At 44.2% G+C, this 19,987-nt stretch carries 11 protein-coding genes; all 11 read left to right on the plus strand.

All coding sequences use genetic code 11. From position 1 onward, the window contains the following. The first annotated feature begins 4 nt into the window (after positions 1–4). The 11 genes from ACOMHB_RS14155 (at position 5) to ACOMHB_RS14205 (ending at position 19,876) form a co-directional block, all read left to right on the plus strand. On the plus strand, positions 5–889 hold the full coding sequence (locus ACOMHB_RS14155; RefSeq protein ID WP_448217096.1) for a WD40 repeat domain-containing protein: 885 nt from the start codon (positions 5–7) through the stop codon (positions 887–889). A 268-nt stretch (positions 890–1,157) separates the two neighbouring features. Then, the gene (locus ACOMHB_RS14160; protein WP_448217097.1) at positions 1,158–4,304 is read left to right on the plus strand and encodes an ankyrin repeat domain-containing protein; all 3,147 of its coding nucleotides are present in this window, start codon (positions 1,158–1,160) and stop codon (positions 4,302–4,304) included. A gap of 473 nt (positions 4,305–4,777) precedes the next feature. Further along, complete coding sequence (locus ACOMHB_RS14165; protein WP_448217098.1) at positions 4,778–7,264, plus strand: ankyrin repeat domain-containing protein; 2,487 nt, start codon at positions 4,778–4,780, stop codon at positions 7,262–7,264. Between the two features lie 189 nt (positions 7,265–7,453). Beyond that, positions 7,454–9,055 (plus strand): WD40 repeat domain-containing protein, encoded by a 1,602-nt coding sequence (locus ACOMHB_RS14170; protein ID WP_448217099.1) that lies wholly within the window; start codon positions 7,454–7,456, stop codon positions 9,053–9,055. Positions 9,056–9,161: 106 nt separating this feature from the next. Beyond that, the gene (locus ACOMHB_RS14175) at positions 9,162–10,829 is read left to right on the plus strand and encodes an F-box/WD repeat-containing protein (RefSeq protein ID WP_448217100.1); all 1,668 of its coding nucleotides are present in this window, start codon (positions 9,162–9,164) and stop codon (positions 10,827–10,829) included. Positions 10,830–11,015: 186 nt separating this feature from the next. Beyond that, a complete protein-coding gene (locus tag ACOMHB_RS14180) occupies positions 11,016–12,599 on the plus strand; it encodes an F-box/WD repeat-containing protein (protein WP_448217101.1) in 1,584 nt (527 codons plus the stop codon). Positions 12,600–12,786: 187 nt separating this feature from the next. Further along, a complete protein-coding gene (locus ACOMHB_RS14185) occupies positions 12,787–14,373 on the plus strand; it encodes an F-box/WD repeat-containing protein (protein WP_448217102.1) in 1,587 nt (528 codons plus the stop codon). A 153-nt stretch (positions 14,374–14,526) separates the two neighbouring features. Further along, entirely contained in the window at positions 14,527–16,116 is a 1,590-nt protein-coding gene (locus ACOMHB_RS14190; RefSeq protein WP_448217103.1) for an F-box/WD repeat-containing protein, read from the plus strand. 168 nt (positions 16,117–16,284) lie between these two features. Further along, positions 16,285–16,470, plus strand: coding sequence for a hypothetical protein (locus ACOMHB_RS14195; protein WP_448217104.1), 186 nt, complete (start codon positions 16,285–16,287; stop codon positions 16,468–16,470). Positions 16,471–16,517: 47 nt separating this feature from the next. Then, on the plus strand, positions 16,518–18,104 hold the full coding sequence (locus ACOMHB_RS14200) for an F-box/WD repeat-containing protein (RefSeq protein ID WP_448217105.1): 1,587 nt from the start codon (positions 16,518–16,520) through the stop codon (positions 18,102–18,104). A gap of 206 nt (positions 18,105–18,310) precedes the next feature. Then, positions 18,311–19,876, plus strand: a complete 1,566-nt coding sequence (locus ACOMHB_RS14205; RefSeq protein ID WP_448217106.1) for an F-box/WD repeat-containing protein — start codon at positions 18,311–18,313, stop codon at positions 19,874–19,876. The last annotated feature ends 111 nt before the right edge of the window (positions 19,877–19,987 follow it).

Raw genomic sequence — 19,987 nt, forward strand, 5'->3', positions numbered from 1 at the left:
TGATATGAATAACTTAAATAGCGCTCCCGGTGCTAACGGACTTCCGGACTTACACTCAACAAAACCTGCTCAGCCGCAGAGCGCATCAACAGGTGTTGGTTTCGGAAAGGTTGTTACTGCAGTTGAACTGAGACAATTTTGTATGGAGCGTTATGAGAGTTTGCAACAGCAAAGCTACCATACTCAAGGCGAAGGAAGCATTGGTCTCCACCGTTCGGTGGCCGTCAGTACCGATGGCTGCGCGAAGATCTATAATCGGCAGGCCGATGGATCATTAGCAGAGTCCACCGTCCCCACTACAAGTCCTGTCAGCTCAGCCACCTTAAGCCTCAATGGTCTCCATCTTGTAACCATCAGTAACGATTACACGGCAAAAATTTTTGACCTGCAGGCAGATGGATCATGGACAGAAAAAACCTGCATTTGCCATGATGACAAGATCAGATCAGCTACCTTTAGCAATGATAACAAGCATCTGGTGACCATCAGTGACGATTACACGGCAAAAATTTTTGACCTGCAGGCAGATGGATCATGGATAGAAAAAGCCTGCATTTACCATGATGACAACATCAGATCAGTCACCTTTAGCTCTGATGACAGGCATCTGCTGACCACCAGTGACGATCACACAGCAAATATCTTTGGGTTTACTGACGACGGATCATGGGCAGTAAAAGCCACCATTTACCACAGTGCCAAAATCGGAATAGCCACCTTCAGCGCTGATGACAAACATGTGGTGACCACCAGTGACGATCACACGGCCAAAGTCTATTGCGAGCTGGCCGACGGATCATGGTCAAAACAAATCACCATTGACCACGATGGGCCGATCGAATCATTAATCTTCTACTGTGATGGGCCGCATCCTGGAGACCACCAGTGAGGATGGAACGAGGCAACTTACTGCTCTGACTTGAAAGGATTGTTGGCTCAGAGGCAGAAGTTCCTGACTGCTCAAAACTGAGTTCGATGCAATAAAACAGGGTGCTTCTGATTATTTAGCTATGGCTGGTTCTACGCTGGAGCGTGGGAAGGAGTCAAAATTCTCTTAATTGAACTTTTAGTACAAGCAGAAGTCTAAATAAATAACCTGATCAATAATAAAGTCTAAAAGCTATTTACAAAAAGTTAATGTAAGGGAGTACATAACTATGAACATGGAAGCGATTGGTTATATTTCAAAGGTCCTGTTTGACGTACATGACAGAGGTGGCTACCTGATGCATTCAGGCAATGGCACATCTGTGGGACCCGATTTAAAAATTAAACTTATGGAAGTTTATAATCAGCAGAGCCTTAAATCTTCCAATAAATTTCCGAATGACACACCTATCGATGAAAGAACTGTTGAATTCATTCATATATTGCCCACCCTTGCTCAAACCTCTGATTTTTTTGATAGATTAAACAGGCATGCCGAAAATTTCTGCAGAACGATAGAGAGTAATATTGCTGATTCAATAGAAATACAAGACGCTCTAGAAGAGCTCAACAAGCAACATAGATCGAAGAGGATCGATTTAAAAGAATCTTTAAGGGAACTTAAAGGTGTCGGAAACTTCATGGAAACAATTCTAAATAAAGTTGAGAACGGAGTTACAATAACCGATAACGAAAAAACAATATTCAAGTTTCTGTTAGCCAACATACTGAAGATTGATCAAAACACAGACATTTCAAATTTAGAGCACATCATCAAAACTCTGATAAAATATTTTCATCCTGATAGATGTTCTGGTAAGAATAGTGATTTATATTCCTGCATTTTAAGCAATGGACTCCGTATTATCGATCACATAAAAATTTTATGGGATGTTGAAAAAACAGTGAATTCCAGAAGTCAGAAGGGTATTAGCCATGAATCAACTATTGACTCTTTAATAGAATCGATTGCCAACCTAAAAAAAATTGACAACTGCTATCGACTCAAAACTTTTGAAAAAATAAGAAAAGAGATGCTGGCACTCAAGGCTAATGATCTGAAAGATAACGACAAAGTAAGATTATTAATGTCGATTATCCAAGTCGACTCTCCATCGATATTGAAAACAATGATAAATCACCTGGGTATTAATAATTTAAAAGTCAACAATGAAAAACCGCTTATTTATGCTATCCAGAATACTGCTGTTGAGGTTATCAAGATATTAATAGAAAAAGAAGATATCAATGCTCCCGGCCTCGAAGGAAAAACACCGCTCCAAATAGCCATTGACTGTTACAAGATAAAGAAAGATAACTTTTGCCCTGGTAATTCAGCTAGGATAGTTCATTCCATATTAGATTGTCATAAAGTCTGCGTTGATGCTAAGGACTCTGAGGGTAAGACTGCATTATGCCATATTGCCTTTCAGGAAAACGTTGGTTCAGACAGCCTCAGCCTTGAAATTATTAAAAAACTAATCAATCTGGGTGCCAATATTGATCAGCCCATTATGCACGATCTAACAGTACGTAGCTTTTTAAAGAGGGAGCTAACGAAGAAGAAATTTCATGATATAGAGACATTGGCAGATAGTCTGAAAGACCTAAGAAATGCCGGGTTTCCTTTGATATCATCGATTGCGAAACTAAACACACTTACCGACATGGATCGATCCAAAGCTTATGAAAAAATAAGAAAAGAGATGCTGGCACTCAAGGCTAGTGATCTGAATGATAACGACAAAGCAAGATTATTAAAGTCGGTTATCCAAACCGACACATCAGAGCTGATGGAAATAATGATAAATCGCCTGAGTATTAATAATTTAAAAGTCAACAATGAAACACCGCTTATTTATGCTATTCAGAATACTGCCGTGAAGGTTGTCAAGCTAATAATAGAAAAAGAAGATGTCAATGCTCCCGGCCTCGAAGGAAAAACACCGCTTCAAGTAGCTATTGACTGTTACAAGAAAAGGAAAGATAAGGATACCAATGGTGATCTTACTGAGATAATTCAGTCCCTATTAGAGTCTCATAAACTCTGCGTTGATGCTAAGGACTCTAAGGGTTTTACCGCATTATGCCATATTGTCTCGCAGATAAATATTGATTCAACAAGCCTTGAGATTATTAACAAATTAGTCAATCTGGGTGCCAATATTGATCATCCCATTCTTCACGATATAACATTACGTAGCTTTATAAAGGACAGGCTAAACGAGAAGCAATTTTATGATCTTGAGATATTGGCAGACAGTCTGGAAGACTTAAGAAATGGCCGGTTGCCGTTGATAGCATCGATTGCCAAACTAAACACGCTTACTAACATGGATCGATTCAAAGCTTGTAAAAAAATAGAAAAAGAGATGCTGGCACTCAAGGCTAGTGATCTGAAAGGTGACGACAAAGAAAGATTATTAATGTCGGTTATCAAAACCGACACATCAGAGCTGATGAAAATAATGATAAACCACCTGAGTATTAATAATTTAAAAGTCAACAATGAAACACAGCTTATTTATGCTATTCAGCATGCTGCTGTGAAGGTTGTCAAACTATTAATAGAGAAAGAAGATATCAATGCTCCCGGCCTCAAAGGAAAAACACCGCTACAAATAGCCATTGACTGTTACAAGCAAAGTAAAGATGGGAATACCAATAGTGATTATACTGTGATAATTCAGTCCCTATTAGAGTCTCATAAACTCTGCGTTGATACTAAGGACTCTGAGGGTAAGACCGCATTAAGCCATATTGCCTTTCAGGAAGAAATTGATTCAACAAGCCTTGATATTATTAACAAACTAGTCAATCTGGGTGCCAATATTGATCAGCCCATTGTGCACGATATAACAGTACGTAGCTTTATAAAGTCGAGGCTAAGCAAGCAGCAATTTTATGATATTGAGACATTGGCAGATAATCTGAAAGATTTAAGAGTGGGAGTTGAATTTCACGGAGATGACATTGTGGCATTAATTGACGAGTACAATAAAACTTCTCACAATAATGATAAAGCACGTAAAAAAGTTGAAGAGGCGATCAGCAATAGAAAAACACTTCTTCAGAAAAAAGACTGCAAAAAAACTGTACTGATGGCAGCTATTGAGTCTAACGCACTAAGTTTCATTCAATTACTATTAAAACGATCTGATTTCACTCTTGACCAGCTAACAACTGAAGGTGATAGTCCATTAGATTATGCAAGAAAAAAAGGTGCTCATACAATTGTCGAATTTCTGTCCGATGTTGTTTCAACAACCGGTACTTTCCCAACAAATAGTGGGAATACAAAGCAGTCATCAAATAGTCCATTCACTAACACCTCCACTGACGGAGCCACACCTCCGAAAATACAAAAAATGAGCTGATTTAACTAACTCAAGTACGCATCATCCTGGAAATCAGTCACTATAGGTGACAAGGCTCCTGCCCAGGCTGGAGAGGGTGTCGCAAAACCCTCTCCAGCCTGGGCAGGAGTTGACTCCCGTTATTCCCGGCTTCATTCTCGTCATTCCCGATTTCATTCTCGCCATTCCCGCGAAGGCGGGAATCCACACTGACTCTCCACCAGAACCGTACTGCCCGGTGCCCCCCTGGCCTGGTCATCCCCGAGAAGGCAGAGATCCACCGTTGGCGCTGGATTTCCGCCTTCGCGGGAATGACGAACTCAGAGCATGGGAACGAGCTGTTGGAGTTTTGCGACAGCCTCTCTGGTCCGTGGGCACGAGTCAAAATTCTCTTAATTGAACTTTTAGTAGAAGTAAAAGTCTAATGGATGACCTAATCAATAATAAAGTCTAAAAACCATTTACAAAAAATTAATGAAAGGAAGTACATAACTATGAACATGGAAGCGCTTGGTTTGATTTCAAAGGTTCTGTTTGACGAACATAACACAGGTGGCTGCCTGATTCATTCAGGCAACAGCAGATCTGTGGGACGCTTTTTAAAAATTAGACTTATGGAAATTTATAGTCAGCAGAGCCTTAAATTTTCCAATAAACTTCCGAATGACACACCTGTCAATGAAAGAACTATCGAATTAATTCATATATTACCCACCCTTGCTCAAACCTCTGATTTTTTTGATGGATTAAACAGGCATGCCGAAACTTTCTGCAGAACGATAGAGAGTAATATTGCTGATTCGATAGAAATACAAGACGCTCTAGAAGAGATCAATAAGCAACAAAGGTCAAAGAGGATTAATTTAAAAGAATCTTTAAGGGAACTTAAAGGTGTCGGTAACTACATAGAATCAATTCTAAATAAAGTTGAGAACGGAGTTACAATAACTGATAACGAAAAAACAATATTCAAGTTTCTGTTAGCCAACATATTGAAGATTGATCAAAATTCAGACAATTCAAATGTAGAGTACATTATTAAAACGTTAACAAAATATTTTCATCCTGATAGATGTTCTGGTAAGAATAGTGATTTATATTCCTGCATTTTAAGCAATGGACTCCGTATTATCGATCACATAAAAAATTTATGGGATGTCGAGAAAACAGAGAACTCCAGAAGTCAGAAGGCTATTAGCCATGAATTAACTATTGACTCTTTGATAGAATCGATCGCCAACATAAACAAAATTTCCAACTGGTATGAACTCAAAGCTCGTGAAAAAATAAAAAAAGAGATGCTGGCACTCAAGGCTAGTGACCTGAAAGATAACCACAAAGAAAGATTATTAATGTCGATTATCCAAACCGACTCATCAGATATGCTGAAAATAATGATAAATCGCCTGGGTATTAATAATTTAAAAGTCAACAATGAAACACCGCTTATTTATGCTATCCAGAATGCTGCCGTGGACGTTGTCAGGATATTAATAGAAATACAAGATATCAATGCTCCCGGCCTCGAAGGAAAAACACCACTCCAAGTAGCTATTGACTGTTACAAGAAAAGGAAAGATATGATTACCGATCGTAATTCTATCAGTGATTTTACTAGGATAATTCAGTTCATATTAGATTGTCATGAACTCTGCGTTGATGCTAAGGACTCTGAGGGTATGACCGCATTATGCCATACTGCCCTTCAGACAATAATTGATTCAACAAGCCTTGAGATTATTAACAAACTAATCAATCTGGGTGCCAATATTGATCAGCCCATTATACGCGATATAACAGTACGTAACTTTATAAAGGGGAGGCTAAATAAGGAGCAATTTTATGATATAGAGGCATTGGCAGACAATCTGGAAGACTTCAGAAATGGCCGGTTTCCGTTGATACCATCGATTGCCAAACTAAACACACTTACCAGCATGGATCGATTCGAAGCTTATGAAATAATAAGAAAAGAGATGCTGTCACTCAAAGCTAGTGATCTGAAAGATAACTACAAAGAAAGATTATTAATGTCGATTATCCAAGCCAACTCATCAGATCTCATGAAAATAATGATAAATCGCCTGGGTATTAATAATTTAAAAGTCAACAATGAAACTCCGCTTATTTATGCTATCCAGAATGCTGCCGTGAAGGTTGTCAAGATATTAATAGAAAAAGAAGATATCAATGCTCCCGGCCTCAAAGGAATAACACCGCTCCAAGTAGCTATTGACTGTTACAAAAAAAGCAAAGACAGGAATGCCAATAGTGATTTTACTGAGATAATTCAGTCACTATTAGATTCTCATAAACTCTGCGTTGATGCTAAAGACTCTGAGGGTAAGACTGCATTAGGCCATATTGCCTTGCAGATAAAGATTGATTCAACAAGCCTTGAGATTATTAACAAACTAATCAATCTGGGTGCGAATATTGACCAGCCCATTAAATACGATATCACAGTACGTAGCTTTATAAAGAGGAAGCTAAACGAGCAGCAATTTTATGATATAGAGACATTGGCAGATAATCTGAAAGATACAAGAGTGGGGGTTGAATTTCACGGAGATGACATTGTGGCATTAATTGGCGAGTACAATAAAACTTCTCACAATAATGATAAAGCACGTAAAAAAGTTGAAGAGGCGATCAGCAATAGAAAAACACTTCTTCAGAAAAAAGACTGCAAAAAGACTGTACTGATGGCAGCTATTGAGTCTGATTCACTAAGTTTCATCCAATTACTATTAAAACGATCTGACTTCACTCTTGACCAGTTGACAACTGAAGGTGATAGTCCATTAGATTATGCAAGAAAAAAAGGTGCTCATAAAATTGTCGAATTTCTGTCCGATGTTGTTTCAACAACCGGTGCTTTCCCGACAAATAGTGGGAATACAAAGCAATCATCAAATAGTCCGTTCACTAACACCTCGACCGACGGAGCCACACCTTCGAAAATACAAAAAATGAGCTGATTTAAATAACTCAAGTTACGCACCATCCTGGAAATAAGCCATTCTGCCAGTGTCAGATAATAAAATTTTGTTGGTTTTACTTATCAACCTGTTATGAACTTCCGAGCAAAAATCGAATCTAAATCCAAGTATCGACTATAGCGCCCCTTGCTTATCAAGGATGAAATACTCACTTTCAAGGAACAAAACATGAATAAAATAGACAATAGCTCCATCGTTCAAGGCCCTCTCTCGCCACTACCCAAACGAGCTCGATTGGAAACATCAGCGGTTACAAGGGCAGGAAGGAGCATCACAGTATCTGGTATGGAAGAAAAGGAAAAACCTTCATTATCAGTTATATCCCCGTCATCATCTGCCATGACTTTTCACGATTTGGAGCCTCGGGATATCCTCAGTTCAGAACCGGTTTGCACCCCCCTTCCCGAGACTGTCATGGATTATAACGCTCTGGCAAAAGACTGGTATCGTCGGTTCTCTCCAGCACAACAGTGTCAACTAAGCACTGCCATCAAAACAAAAGACGATAATCAACTCCGTGATTGGTTAGAGTCGTTCTCGAATGACCAGGCGTTGGTAGAGTCACTCACAAATCTCAATCGCGAGGATAGTTGTTTCCCTGCCCGGTTATATTACACCAAAACCAGGCTGATGTCCGAATGTAAAACATTTAATTTGCTGACAAAAGCCACCATTCAAGGAAAAAAACGTATCGCCTCAGCCGCGATCAGTTCTGACGGTCGCTATCTGCTTGCTGTCAATTACGCCAATAAGGCAAAAATTTACCGCCACATGACTGATGGATCATGGGAAAAAGTAACCACCATTTCCCATAAAAGCTTTGTCTACTCAGCTATTTTCAGCCTCGACGGGAAGCATGTGTTGACCGCCAGCCGGGATGGCACAGCGAAAATATATAGTTTGGGGTACGAAGAAGCATGGAAACTGGATGAATCATGGCAACCAAAAGCCATCATTTCCCATGATGCCCCGGTTCTATCAGCCAACTTTAGCGCCGATAGCCAACATGTGATAACCAACAGTTCGGATGGAAAGGTGCAAATCCATAGCCAGATAGACGATGGATCATGGCAATTGACAGCCACATTTTCCCATAATGATGGTGTCGAATCGGCCAGCTTCAGCCCTGATAGCCGCTATGCAGTCACCGCCAGTTGGGATAGTACGGCGAAAATCCTTGCCCGGAAGACCGATGGATCATGGGAAGAAGAAGCCATCATTGACCATGAGAGTAGTGTCTTATCGGCCACCTTCAGCCCTGATAACCGCCATCTCGTGACCACCAGTAGTGATTGCACTGCAAAAATCCATAGCCGCAAAGACAATGGTTCATGGGAATTAACCGCCATACTACTCCATGATGGTATTGTCGAATCAGCCACCTTCAGTCCCGACTGCCGTCATTTGGTGACTGTCGGCTATGATGGCACAGTGAACATCTACGCCCGGAAAGACAATGGATCATTGCTAAAAAAAGCCATCATTCACCATAAGGATCGCGCCAGGTCAGCCGCCTTCAGCCTTGATGGCCTCCATTTCGTGACCGCCAGTGATGATGGCACGGCGAAAATCATGGGTCTGCTGCCCGATGGGTCATGGGTAGAAAAAGCCTGCATTTCCCATGATGGCTATGTTCTATCAGCCAGCATTAGCGACGATGGCAGTCATGTGCTGACCGCTGGCGGCCACATGGTGAAAATCACTGAACTAAAGCGGAGTGATTTATTGCCTGCCCCACCCCTTTCTCAGCGTAGCTGTACAATCGTGTGATTTTTCTTACTCAACGGGGGTGGTCAGTGACTGACGCCATTCTGCCCCTGTTGAAAGAAACAAAACTTGTCAGCTGTACTTCACAACATTTCATGAACTTTCATCAATGTTGACTGCCCGTATTGATCGAAGCCAGATAACCACTTGGGAAGAGCAAGGCATGCAAGGAATAGATAATAACGCCAGCATTGCAGAATCAGAGCCGCCACCAACCAGACAAACTCATTTGGGGAGCACATTATTTTGTATCAGTGCGGGTAGATCCGTCGCTAAAGCTTATGAGGAAGAAAAGGATAGCCCTTCGTTTCAGTATTTTTCTGTATTATCAAGTCCCATGATTTTCCGCTATTTGAAACTTCGAGATATTGTCAGTCTGGAACGGGTATGTAGCCGCCTTCGCGATGGTATCAAACAAGATAATGCTCTGGCAAAAGCCTGGTATCGACGGTTCCCTTCATTACACCAGTATCAACTAAGGACAGCCATCAATACAAAAAACAAGGAGCAACTCCGTGGTTGGTTGGAGTCATTTACGAATGATCAGGTGTTAGTGAATTCACTTACAGACCTCAACCCGAAGGCGGTTTATGCACCTGCTCTGTTTTTTTTCACCAAGGCTAAACTGATGTCTGAATGTAAAACATTTAAATTAATTACAACATCAACTATCACCGAAAATGAATACGTAAACTCAGCCAGCCTCAGTGTCGATGGGCGCCACCTGATCACCGCCAGCGACGATGACAATGCGAGAATTTACGTTCATAAGACTGATGGAGCATGGGCAGAAAATACCGTCATTCGACACAGGGGACCTGTCGAATCGGCCACCTTCAGCCCCGATGGTCAGCATGTGGTGACCGCAAGTTGCGATGGCAAGGCGAAAATCTACTGCCATAAGGCCGATGGGTCCTGGGAACCAGTAGCCAGCATTTCCCATAGAGACTCTGTCAACTATGCCGCCTTCAGTCCCGATGGCCGCCATGTGGTGACCGCCAGTTCCGATCTAAAGGCAAAAGTCTACAGCCTCAGGGACGACGGATCATGGGAAAGCATAGCCACTATCCCTCAATATGGTTCGATCAGATTTGCCAACTTCAGCCCCGATGCTCGCAATATAGTGACCGACAGTGAATATTATACTGCGGAAATCTGTGGCTTCAGAGATGATGGATCACGTTTAGAAGAAGCCAGTATTGATCATGATGGCTGGGTCGTATCAGCCACCTTCAGCCCCGATGGCCGCCATGTGGCGACCGCCAGTAAGGATGGCACGGCGAAAATCTGTGGTCAGAAAGCCGATAAATCTTGGGAACCAGAAGAGACCATTTGTCATTCTGCCTGTGTCAACTCAGCCAACTTTAGCCCTGATAGCCGCTATGTAGTGACTGCCAGTGATGATAAGACGGTAAAAATCTATGGTCGGAAAGCCGATGGATCATGGCAGCCAGAAGCCAACATTGTTCATAAGCGGGAAGTCTTATCAGCCGCCTTCGGCCCTGATGGCTGTCATGTGGTAACTGCCAGCAGGGACGGAACGGCGAAAATCATTGGCAAGAATGCCGACGGGTCATGGTTAGAAAAAGTCAGCATTTCCCACAATACCGGCATTCCCCGTAATAATGACTGGATTATCTCAGCCTCGTTCAGCACTGATGGCCGCTATGTGTTAACCGTTGCCAACGACTATTCGGTGAAAATCACTGAACTACGAAGGAGTGATTTATTGCCTGCTGCCCCCCCCCTTTCTATGAGTAGCTGTATCATTTTGTGATTTTTCTTACTCAACAGGGGTGGTCAGTGAGTGACGCCACTCTGCCCCTGTTGAAAGAAACAGCCTTATTGGTTGCACTTAACATCCTGTCATGAACTTTCATGCTAAATCCGAATCTAACTAGCTGGATCAACATTGAACGTCGTTGATCATTGAGGATACGTACCTGCTTTCAGAGAAAAAAATATGAATGGAATAGACAATAACCCCAGAATTGAAGTTTCACACTCGCCTCCTAAACGAGCTCATTTGCAAACACCAGATGGTAACCATGCAGACAGGAGAGTCAGGGTACCTGACCAGAAAATAAAGGATAAACCTTCATTGCAGGCTTTAACCGAATTACCACTTTCCATGATTTTTTCCTATTTGGAGCTTAGGGATATCCGCAGCATAGAACGTACCTGTACCTTTCTTCACGAGGCTGTCAAAGAAGATAAGGCTCTGGCAAAAGCCTGGTATCGTCGGTTTCCTTCAGCACATCAGTATCAACTAAGGGCAGCCATCAAAACAAAAGATGCTACTCAACTCCGTGAGTGGTTAGAGTCGTTCACGAATAATCAGGCATTGTTGAAGTCACTCACAGACCTCAACCCGGTGGGGGTTTCTGTGCCTGCTCAGCTATATTTCACCAGAGCCAGGCTGATGTCCGAATATAAAATATTTAATTTGGTGAGAAAAGACACCATTTACGAAAATGACTCAGTCGACTCAGCCGTCCTCAGTGTCGATGGCCGCCATCTGTTAATCGCCAACCGCGATTATGCAGCAAAAATCTACCGCCGCATGGCTGATGGATCATGGGAAACAAACACCATCATTCCCCATGGAAGAAGGATCCGCACAGCTATTTTCAGCCCCGATGGGGAGCAAGTGTTAACGGCCAGTTGGGATGACACAGCAAAAATATACCGTCTGGGGTGCGATGGGTCATGGTCAGAAAAAGCCTGCATTTTCCATAATGGCTCGGTTATAAAAGCCAGCTTTAGCGCCAATGGCCGCCATGTGATAACTAACAGTTCGGATAAAACGTCGCAAATCCATAGCCGGAAGGACGATGGATCATGGCAATTGACAGCCACATTTTTCCATGATGATGCTGTTTACTCAGGTAACCTGAGCCCCGATGGCCACCATCTGGTCACCGCCAGTTGGGACATGACAGCGAAAATCCATCGCCAGAAGACCGATGGATCATGGGAAGAAGCAGTCTTCACTTTTTACCATCAGGATCGAGTCAGTTCAGCCGCCTTCAGCCCTGATGGCCGCCATCTGGTGACCGCCAGTGACGATGGCACAGCAAAAATCATCAGCCAGCAGCCCGATGGCTCATGGTTAGAAATAGCCTGCTTTTCCCATGATAACAAGGTTCTATTAGCCAGCTTCAGCCCCGACTGCCGTCATTTAGTGACCTGCAGTGATTGCAAAGTGAAAATCTACGGCCAGAAAAATAATGGAAAATGGGTAGAAAAAGCCATCTTTAAACATGAGGATCCTGTCACCTCAGCGACCTTCAGCCCTGATGGCCGCCATTTGGTGACCGCCAGTGATGATGGCACAGCGAAAATCATTGGTCTGCAGCTCGATGGCTCATGGTTAGAAAAAGCCTGCATTTCCCATGGATACTGGGTTATATCAGCCTGTTTTAGCGACGATGGCAGTCATGTGGTGACCGCTGGTGACAACACGGCGATAATCACTGAACTACAGTGGAGTGATTTATTGCCTGCTGCCCCACCCCTTCTTCAGCGTATCTGTACAATCTTGTGATTTTTCTTACTCAACACGGGTGGTCAATGAGTGACACCATACGGCCTGTGTTGAAAAAAATAAATTTTGTTAGCTGCACTTAACAACCTGTCATGAACTTTCATTCTAAAACCGATTCTAAACCGCTGGATCAATATTAAACGTCGCTGCTCATTGAGGATACGTACCTGCTTTCAGAGAAAAAAATATGAATGGAATAGACAATAACCCCAGAATTGAAGTTTCACACTCGCCTCCCAAGCGAGCTCAATTGCAAACACCAGAGGGTAACCATGCAGACAGGAGGGTCAGGGTACCTGACCAGAAAAGAAAGGATAAACCTTCATTGCAGTTTTTATCCCCATTATCACTTTCCATGATTTTTTCCTATTTGGAGCTTAGGGATATCCGCAGCATAGAACGTACCTGTACCTTTCTTCACGAGGCTGTCAAAGAGGATAAGGCTCTGGCAAAAGCCTGGTACCGTCGGTTTCCTTCAGCACAGCAGTATCAACTAAGGGCAGCCATCAAAACAAAAGATGCTACTCAACTCCGTGATTGGTTAAAGTCGTTCACGAATAATCAGACATTGTTGAAGTCACTCACAGACCTCAACCCGGTGGGGGCTTGTGTGCCTGCTCAGTTATATTTCACCAAAGCCAGGCTGATGTCCGAATATAAAATATTTAATTTGGTGAGAAAAGATACCATTCACGTAGATGAATCTGTCGACACAGCCGCCCTCAGTGTCGATGGCCGCCATCTGTTAATCGCCAATTTCGAATATGCAGCAAAAATCTACCGCCGCACGGCTGATGGATCATGGGAAACAAACACCATCATTCCCCATGGAAGAAGGGTCAGCTCAGCTATTTTCAGCCCCGATGAGGAGCATGTGTTAACCGCCAGTTGGGATGGCACAGCGAAAATATACCGTTTGGGGGGCGATGGATCATGGTCAGAAAAAGCCTGCATTTTCCATAATGACTCGGTTCTGGCAGCCAGCTTTAGCAGCAATGGCCGCCATGTGATAACCAACAGTTCGGACAGAACGGCGCAAATCCATAGCCGGATGGACGATGGATCATGGCAATTGACGGCCACATTTTTCCATAATGAAGCTGTTTACTCAGGCAACTTGAGCCCCGATGGCCACAATGTAGCCACCGCCAGTTGGGACAAAACAGTGAAAATCCATCGCCAGAAAACCGATGGATCATGGGAAGAAGCAGCCTTCACTTTTAACCATCAGAATCGTGTCAGGTCAGCCACCTTCAGCCCTGATGGCCGCCACCTGGTGACTGCCAGCGAAGATGGCACGGCGAAAATCATTAGTCAGCAGCCCGATGGCTCATGGTTAGAAATAACCTGTATTTCCCATGATAACACGGTTCTATCAGCCACCTTCAGCCCCGATAACCACCATGTGGTCACCACCAGTTGGGATAAGACAGTGAAAATCCATCGCCAAAAAAACAATGGATCATGGGTAATAAAAGCCACCTTTAAACATGATGATCCTGTCAGCTCAGCGGCCTTCAGCCCTGATGGCCGCCATTTGGTGACCGCCAGTAATGATGGCACAGCGAAAATCATTGGTCTGCAGCGCGATGGGTCATGGTTAGAAAAAGCCCGCATTTCCCATAGATACCGGATTATGTCAGCCAGTTTTAGCGACGATGGCAGTCATGTGGTGACCGCTGGTGACGACAAGGTGATAATCACTGAACTACAGTGGAGTGATTTATTGCCTGCTGCCCCACCCCTTCTTCAGCGTATCTGTACCATCTTGTGATTTTTCTTACTCAACAGGGGTGGTCAGTGAGTAACACGATTCGGCCTGACAAGATTTCATGAACTTTCATTCTAAAACCGACTCTAAGCAGCTGAATCAATACTGAACGTCGTTGCTCATCGAGGTTAGCCACCTGCTTTAAGAGAAAAAAATATGAATGAAACAGATAATAACTCCAGAATTGTAATTTCACTCTCGCCACCTGAGCAAGTTCATTTGCAATCGCCAGAGGGTAACCATGCAGATAGGAGCATCAAGGTACCTGACCAGAAAATAGAGGAAAAACCTTCATTGCAGGTTTTATCTTCAATACCACTTTCTGTGATTTTTTCCTATTTGGAGTTTAGAGATATCCGCAGCATAGAACTTACCTGTACCTACCTTCGCAAGGCTGTCAAAGAAGATAACGCTCTGGCAAAAGCCTGGTATCGCCGGTTTCCTTCAGCACAGCAGTATCAACTAAGGACAGCCATCAAAACAAAAGATGCTAGTCAACTTCGCGATTGGTTAGAGTCATTCACCAATGATCAGGCGTTGTTGAAGTCACTCACAGACCTCAACCCGGTGGGGGTTAGTGTGCCTGCTCAGTTATATTTCACCAGAGCCAGGCTGATGTCCGAATGTAAAATATTTAATTTGGTGAGAAAAGACACCATTCACGAAAATAAATCTGTCAGCTCAGCTGCCCTCAGTGTCGATGGTCGCCATCTGTTAATCGCGAGTCTCGATTATACAGCAAAAATCTACCGCCGCACGGCTGATGGATCATGGGAAACAAACACCATCATTCCCCATCAAGACCAGCTCAACTCTGCTATTTTCAGCCCCGATGGGGAGCAAGTGTTAACCGCCAGTGAGGATGACACAGCGAAAATATACCGTTTAGGGTGCGATGGGTCATGGTTAGAAAAAGCCTGCATTTCCCATGATAACTCGGTTCTGACAGCCAGCTTTAGCGCCGATGGCCGCCGTGTGATAACCAACAGTTTGGATGGAACGGCGCAAATCCATAGCCGGAAGGACGATGGATCATGGCAATTGACAGCCACATTTTCCCATAATGATGGTGCGGTTTACTCAGGTAACTTCAGCCCCGATGGCCACCATGTGGTCACCGCCAGTTGGGATAATACAGCGAAAATCCATCGCCAGAAAGCTGATGGATCATGGGAAGAAGCAGTCTTCACTTTTTACCATCAGAATCGTGTCATGTCAGCCACCTTCAGCCCTGATGGCCGCGATCTGGTGACCGCCAGCAACGATGGCACAGCGAAAATCATTAGTCAGCAGCCCGATGACTCATGGTTAGAAATAGCCTGCATTTCCCATGATAAACAGGTACTTTCAGCCACCTTCAGCCCCGACTGTCGTCATTTGGTGACCTCCGGCGCTGATTGCAGAGTGAAAATCTACTGCCAGCGAGACAATAGATCATGGGCAGAAAAAGCCATCTTTTACCATGAGGAGAGTGTCAGGTCAGCGGCCTTCAGCCCTGATAGCCGCCATTTGGTGACCGCCAGTGATGATGGCACAGCGAAAATCATTGGCCTGCAGCGCGATGGGTCATGGGTAGAAAAAGCCTGTATTTTCCACAGATACTGGCTTAAATCAGCCAGCTTTAGCGACGATGGCAGCCATGTGGTGACCGTTGGTGACGACACAGTGATAATCACTGAACTACAGTGGAGTAATTTATTGCCTGCTGCCCCACCCCTTCTTCAGCGTATCTGTACCATCTTGTGATTTTTCTTACTCAAGAGGGTGTCGCAAAACTTCAACAGCTCGTTCTCACGCTCTGAAGTCGTCATTCCCGCGAAGGCGGGAATCCAGCGCCAACAGTGGATCTCTGCCTTCTCGGGGATGACAAGGCCAGGGGGGCACCGGGCAGTATGGTTCTGGTGGTGAGTCAGTGTGGATTCCCGCTTTCGCGGGAATGACGAGAATGAAGCCGGGAATGACGAGAATGAAGCCGGAAATGACGAGAATGAAGCCGGGAATGACGAGAATGAAGCCGGGAATGACGGGATTAGCTGCACTTCACCAGATGTCATGAACTTTCATTCTAAAACCAACTCTAAGCAGCTGGATGAATATTGAACATCGTTGCTCATTGAGGATAGCTACCTGCTTTCAGAGAAAAAAATATGAATGGAACAGATAATAACGCCAGAACTCAAGCTTTACTCTTGCCACCTAAGCGAGCTCATTTGCAAAAACCAGAGGGTACCCATGCAGACAGGAGCGTCAGGATACCTGACCAGAAAATAAAGGATAAACCTTCATTACAGGCTATATCCTCATTATCACTTTCCATGATTTTTTCCTATTTGGAGCTTAGAGATATCCGCAGCGTAGAACTTACCTGTACCTTTCTTCGCAAGGCTGTCAAACAGGATAACGCTCTGGCAAAAGCCTGGTACCGTCGGTTTCCTTCAGCACAGCAGTATCAACTAAGGGCAGCTATCAAAACAAAAGATGCTTCTCAACTCCGTAATTGGTTAAAGTCGTTCACGAATAATCAGGCGTTGTTGAAGTCACTCACAAACCTCAACCCGGCCAGGGCTTTTGTGCCTGCTCAGTTATATTTCACCAGAGCCAGGCTGATGTCCGGATATAAAATATTTAATTGGATGAGAAAAGACACCATTTACGAAAATAAATCTGTCAACTCAGCCGCCCTCAGTGTCGATGGCCGCCATCTGTTAACCATCAGTCTTGACAATACAGCAAAAATCTACCGCCACATGGCTGATGGATCATGGCAAACAAATACCATCATTCCCCATCAAAGCCGGGTCAACTCAGCTATTTTCAGCCACGATGGGGAGCGTGTGTTGACCGCCAGTCGGGATGGTACAGCAAAAATATACCGTTTGGGGTGCGATGGGTCATGGTCAGAAAAAGCCTGCTTTTCCCACGATATCCCGGTTATATCAGCCAGCTTTAGCACCGATGATCGCCATGTAATAACCAACAGTTCGGATGGAACGGCGCAACTCCTTAGCCGAAAGGACGATGGATCATGGCAATTGACAGCCACATTTTCCCATAATGATGCGGTTTCCTCAGGTAACTTCAGCCCCGATGGCCACCTTCTGGTCACCGCCAGTCGGGATAAGACGGCAAAAATCCATCGCCAGAATACCGATGGATCATGGGAAAAAAACGCCTTCATTTTTTATCATCAACTACCTGTCAATTCAGCCACCTTCAGCCCTGATGGCCGCCATCTGGTGACCGCCAGCGACGATTGGACGGCAAAAATCATTAGTCAGAATCCTGATGGCTCATGGGTAGAAAAAGCCTGCATTTCCCATAGAGACCGGGTTACATCAGCGAGCTTCAGCCCCGACTGCCGTCATCTGGTGACCACCGGCAGTGATTGCAGAGTGAAAATCTACGGCCGGAAAAACAGTGGATCATGGGTAGAAAAAACCATCTTTCACCATAAGGATCGTGTCAGGTCAGCGGCCTTCAGCCCTGATGGCCGCCATTTGGTGACCGCCAGTGATGATTTCACGGCGAAAATCATTGGCCAGCTGTCCGATGGGTCATGGGTAGAAAAAGCCTGTATTTCCCACAGATACTGGCTTAAATCAGCCAGCTTTAGCGACGATGGCAGCCACGTGGTGACTGCTGGTGGCAACAGGGTGATAATCACTGAACTACAGAGGAGTAACTTATTGCCTGCTGCCCCAACCCTTTTTCAGCGTGTCTGTATAACCATGTGATTTTTCTTACTCAACAAGGGTGGTCAGTGAGTGACGCCATTCTGCCTGTGTTGAAAGATAGAAATTATTAACCATTGTCCGGAATCAGAGTCCTGTTTTTGTTAGTTGAACTAAACAACATGTCATGAACTTTCCCTCTAAATCCGATTCTAACTACCTGAATCAATATTGGACGTCTTTGCCAATCAGGGATAAGGAAATAAAACATGCATGGAATAGATAATAAATCGAGCACCGATGGTTCACACTCCCCACCACCCGGGCAAGTTCGTTTGCAAACACCAAAGGTTATCTGCGCAGGCAGGAGCGTCACTGAACCCGACAAGGAAATCGAGAATAAACCTTCATTGCAGGGTTTATCTTCATTATCACTTGCCATGATTTTTTCTCATTTGAAGTTTCGGGATGTTAGCAGCTTAACAAAAGTATGTACCCGCTTTCGCGACCTTATCAACGAAGATAACACTCTGGCAAAAGCCTGGTATCGACAGTTTTCTTCACCACACCAGTATCAACTCAGGAAAACCATCAATACAAAAAATGGGAATCAACTCCGTGCCTGGTTGCAGTCATTTACTAATGATGAGGCGGTACTGACGTCGTTCAAAGATTGCAAACCTGAGAGTGTTTATTTACCTGCACGGTTATATTTCACCAAGACTAAGCTGATGTCCGAGTGTAAAACCTTTAAATTGGTTAATAAAGCCACCATCAAGGAAGACATGGCTATCGAAACAGCTCTCCTCAGTGTTGACGGCCGCCATATGGTAACCGTCGCTGAAGACCCAAGAGAAAGAACGCCGCAAATCTACGTTTATAAGACTGACGGATCATGGGAAAATATAACCACCATTCCCCATGAGGACTGGGTCAACTCAGTTATTTTTAACCTCAATGGTGACCGTGTGTTGACCGCCTGTGGCGATGGCACAGTGAAAATCTATGACAAGGAGGCTGATGGGTCATGGAAACATAAAGCGACCCTGGCAAATAATCGTCATGCATTAAGCCTCATTGTCGATGAGCGCCATGTGTTGACTACCAGCAGGGACGGAACGACGATGATCCATGGCCTGAAAGACGATGGATCATGGGAATTACCAACCACCCTTTCCCATAATGCACGTATCGAATCAGCCGCCCTCAGCGCCGATGGCTGCCACCTGGTCACAGCGGGTTTTGATTACACAGCAAAAATACACAGTCAGAAGACCGATGGATCATGGGAAGTGAAAGGTATCATTCCCCATGAAAGTATCGTCTACACGGGCAACTTCAGCCCGGACAGTCACTATATCGTGACCGCCAGCCGCGATTTCACAGCGAAAATCTACGGCAGGCAGGCCGATGGATCATGGCTGCCAGAAATCACCATTGAACACGATTGTGCTGTCTGGTCAGCCACCTTCAGTCCCGATGGCCGTTACGTGCTCACTGCCAGTAACGACTGCACGGTGAAAATCTATTACCTGAACGCTGATGAAAAATGGATAAAAAAAGCCACCTTTAACCATGACGATGGGGTCAATTCAGCCAGCTTCAGCCCTGATAGCCGCCATCTGGTCACTGCCAGCAGGGACGGAACGGCGAAAATCATCGGCCAGAACGACGATGGATCATGGTCAGAAAAAGCCAGAATTTACCACAAAGGCAACGTCTTATATGCTACCTTCAGCGCCGATGGCAGCCGTGTGATTACTGCCGGCAGGGACTGTGAGGTGCAAATCACTGAACTACGGATGAATGATTCATTACCTGCTGTCATTGTCTGACATCTTTCTGCGCAGGCGAAAAGACAGAAACTTTGTTAGTTGCACTTAACAAAATGTTTTGAACTTATCATTCCGAAACAGTTTCTAACCTGAATGATTAACTTTCGAACG

The organism is Endozoicomonas sp. 2B-B, assembly GCF_053470045.1.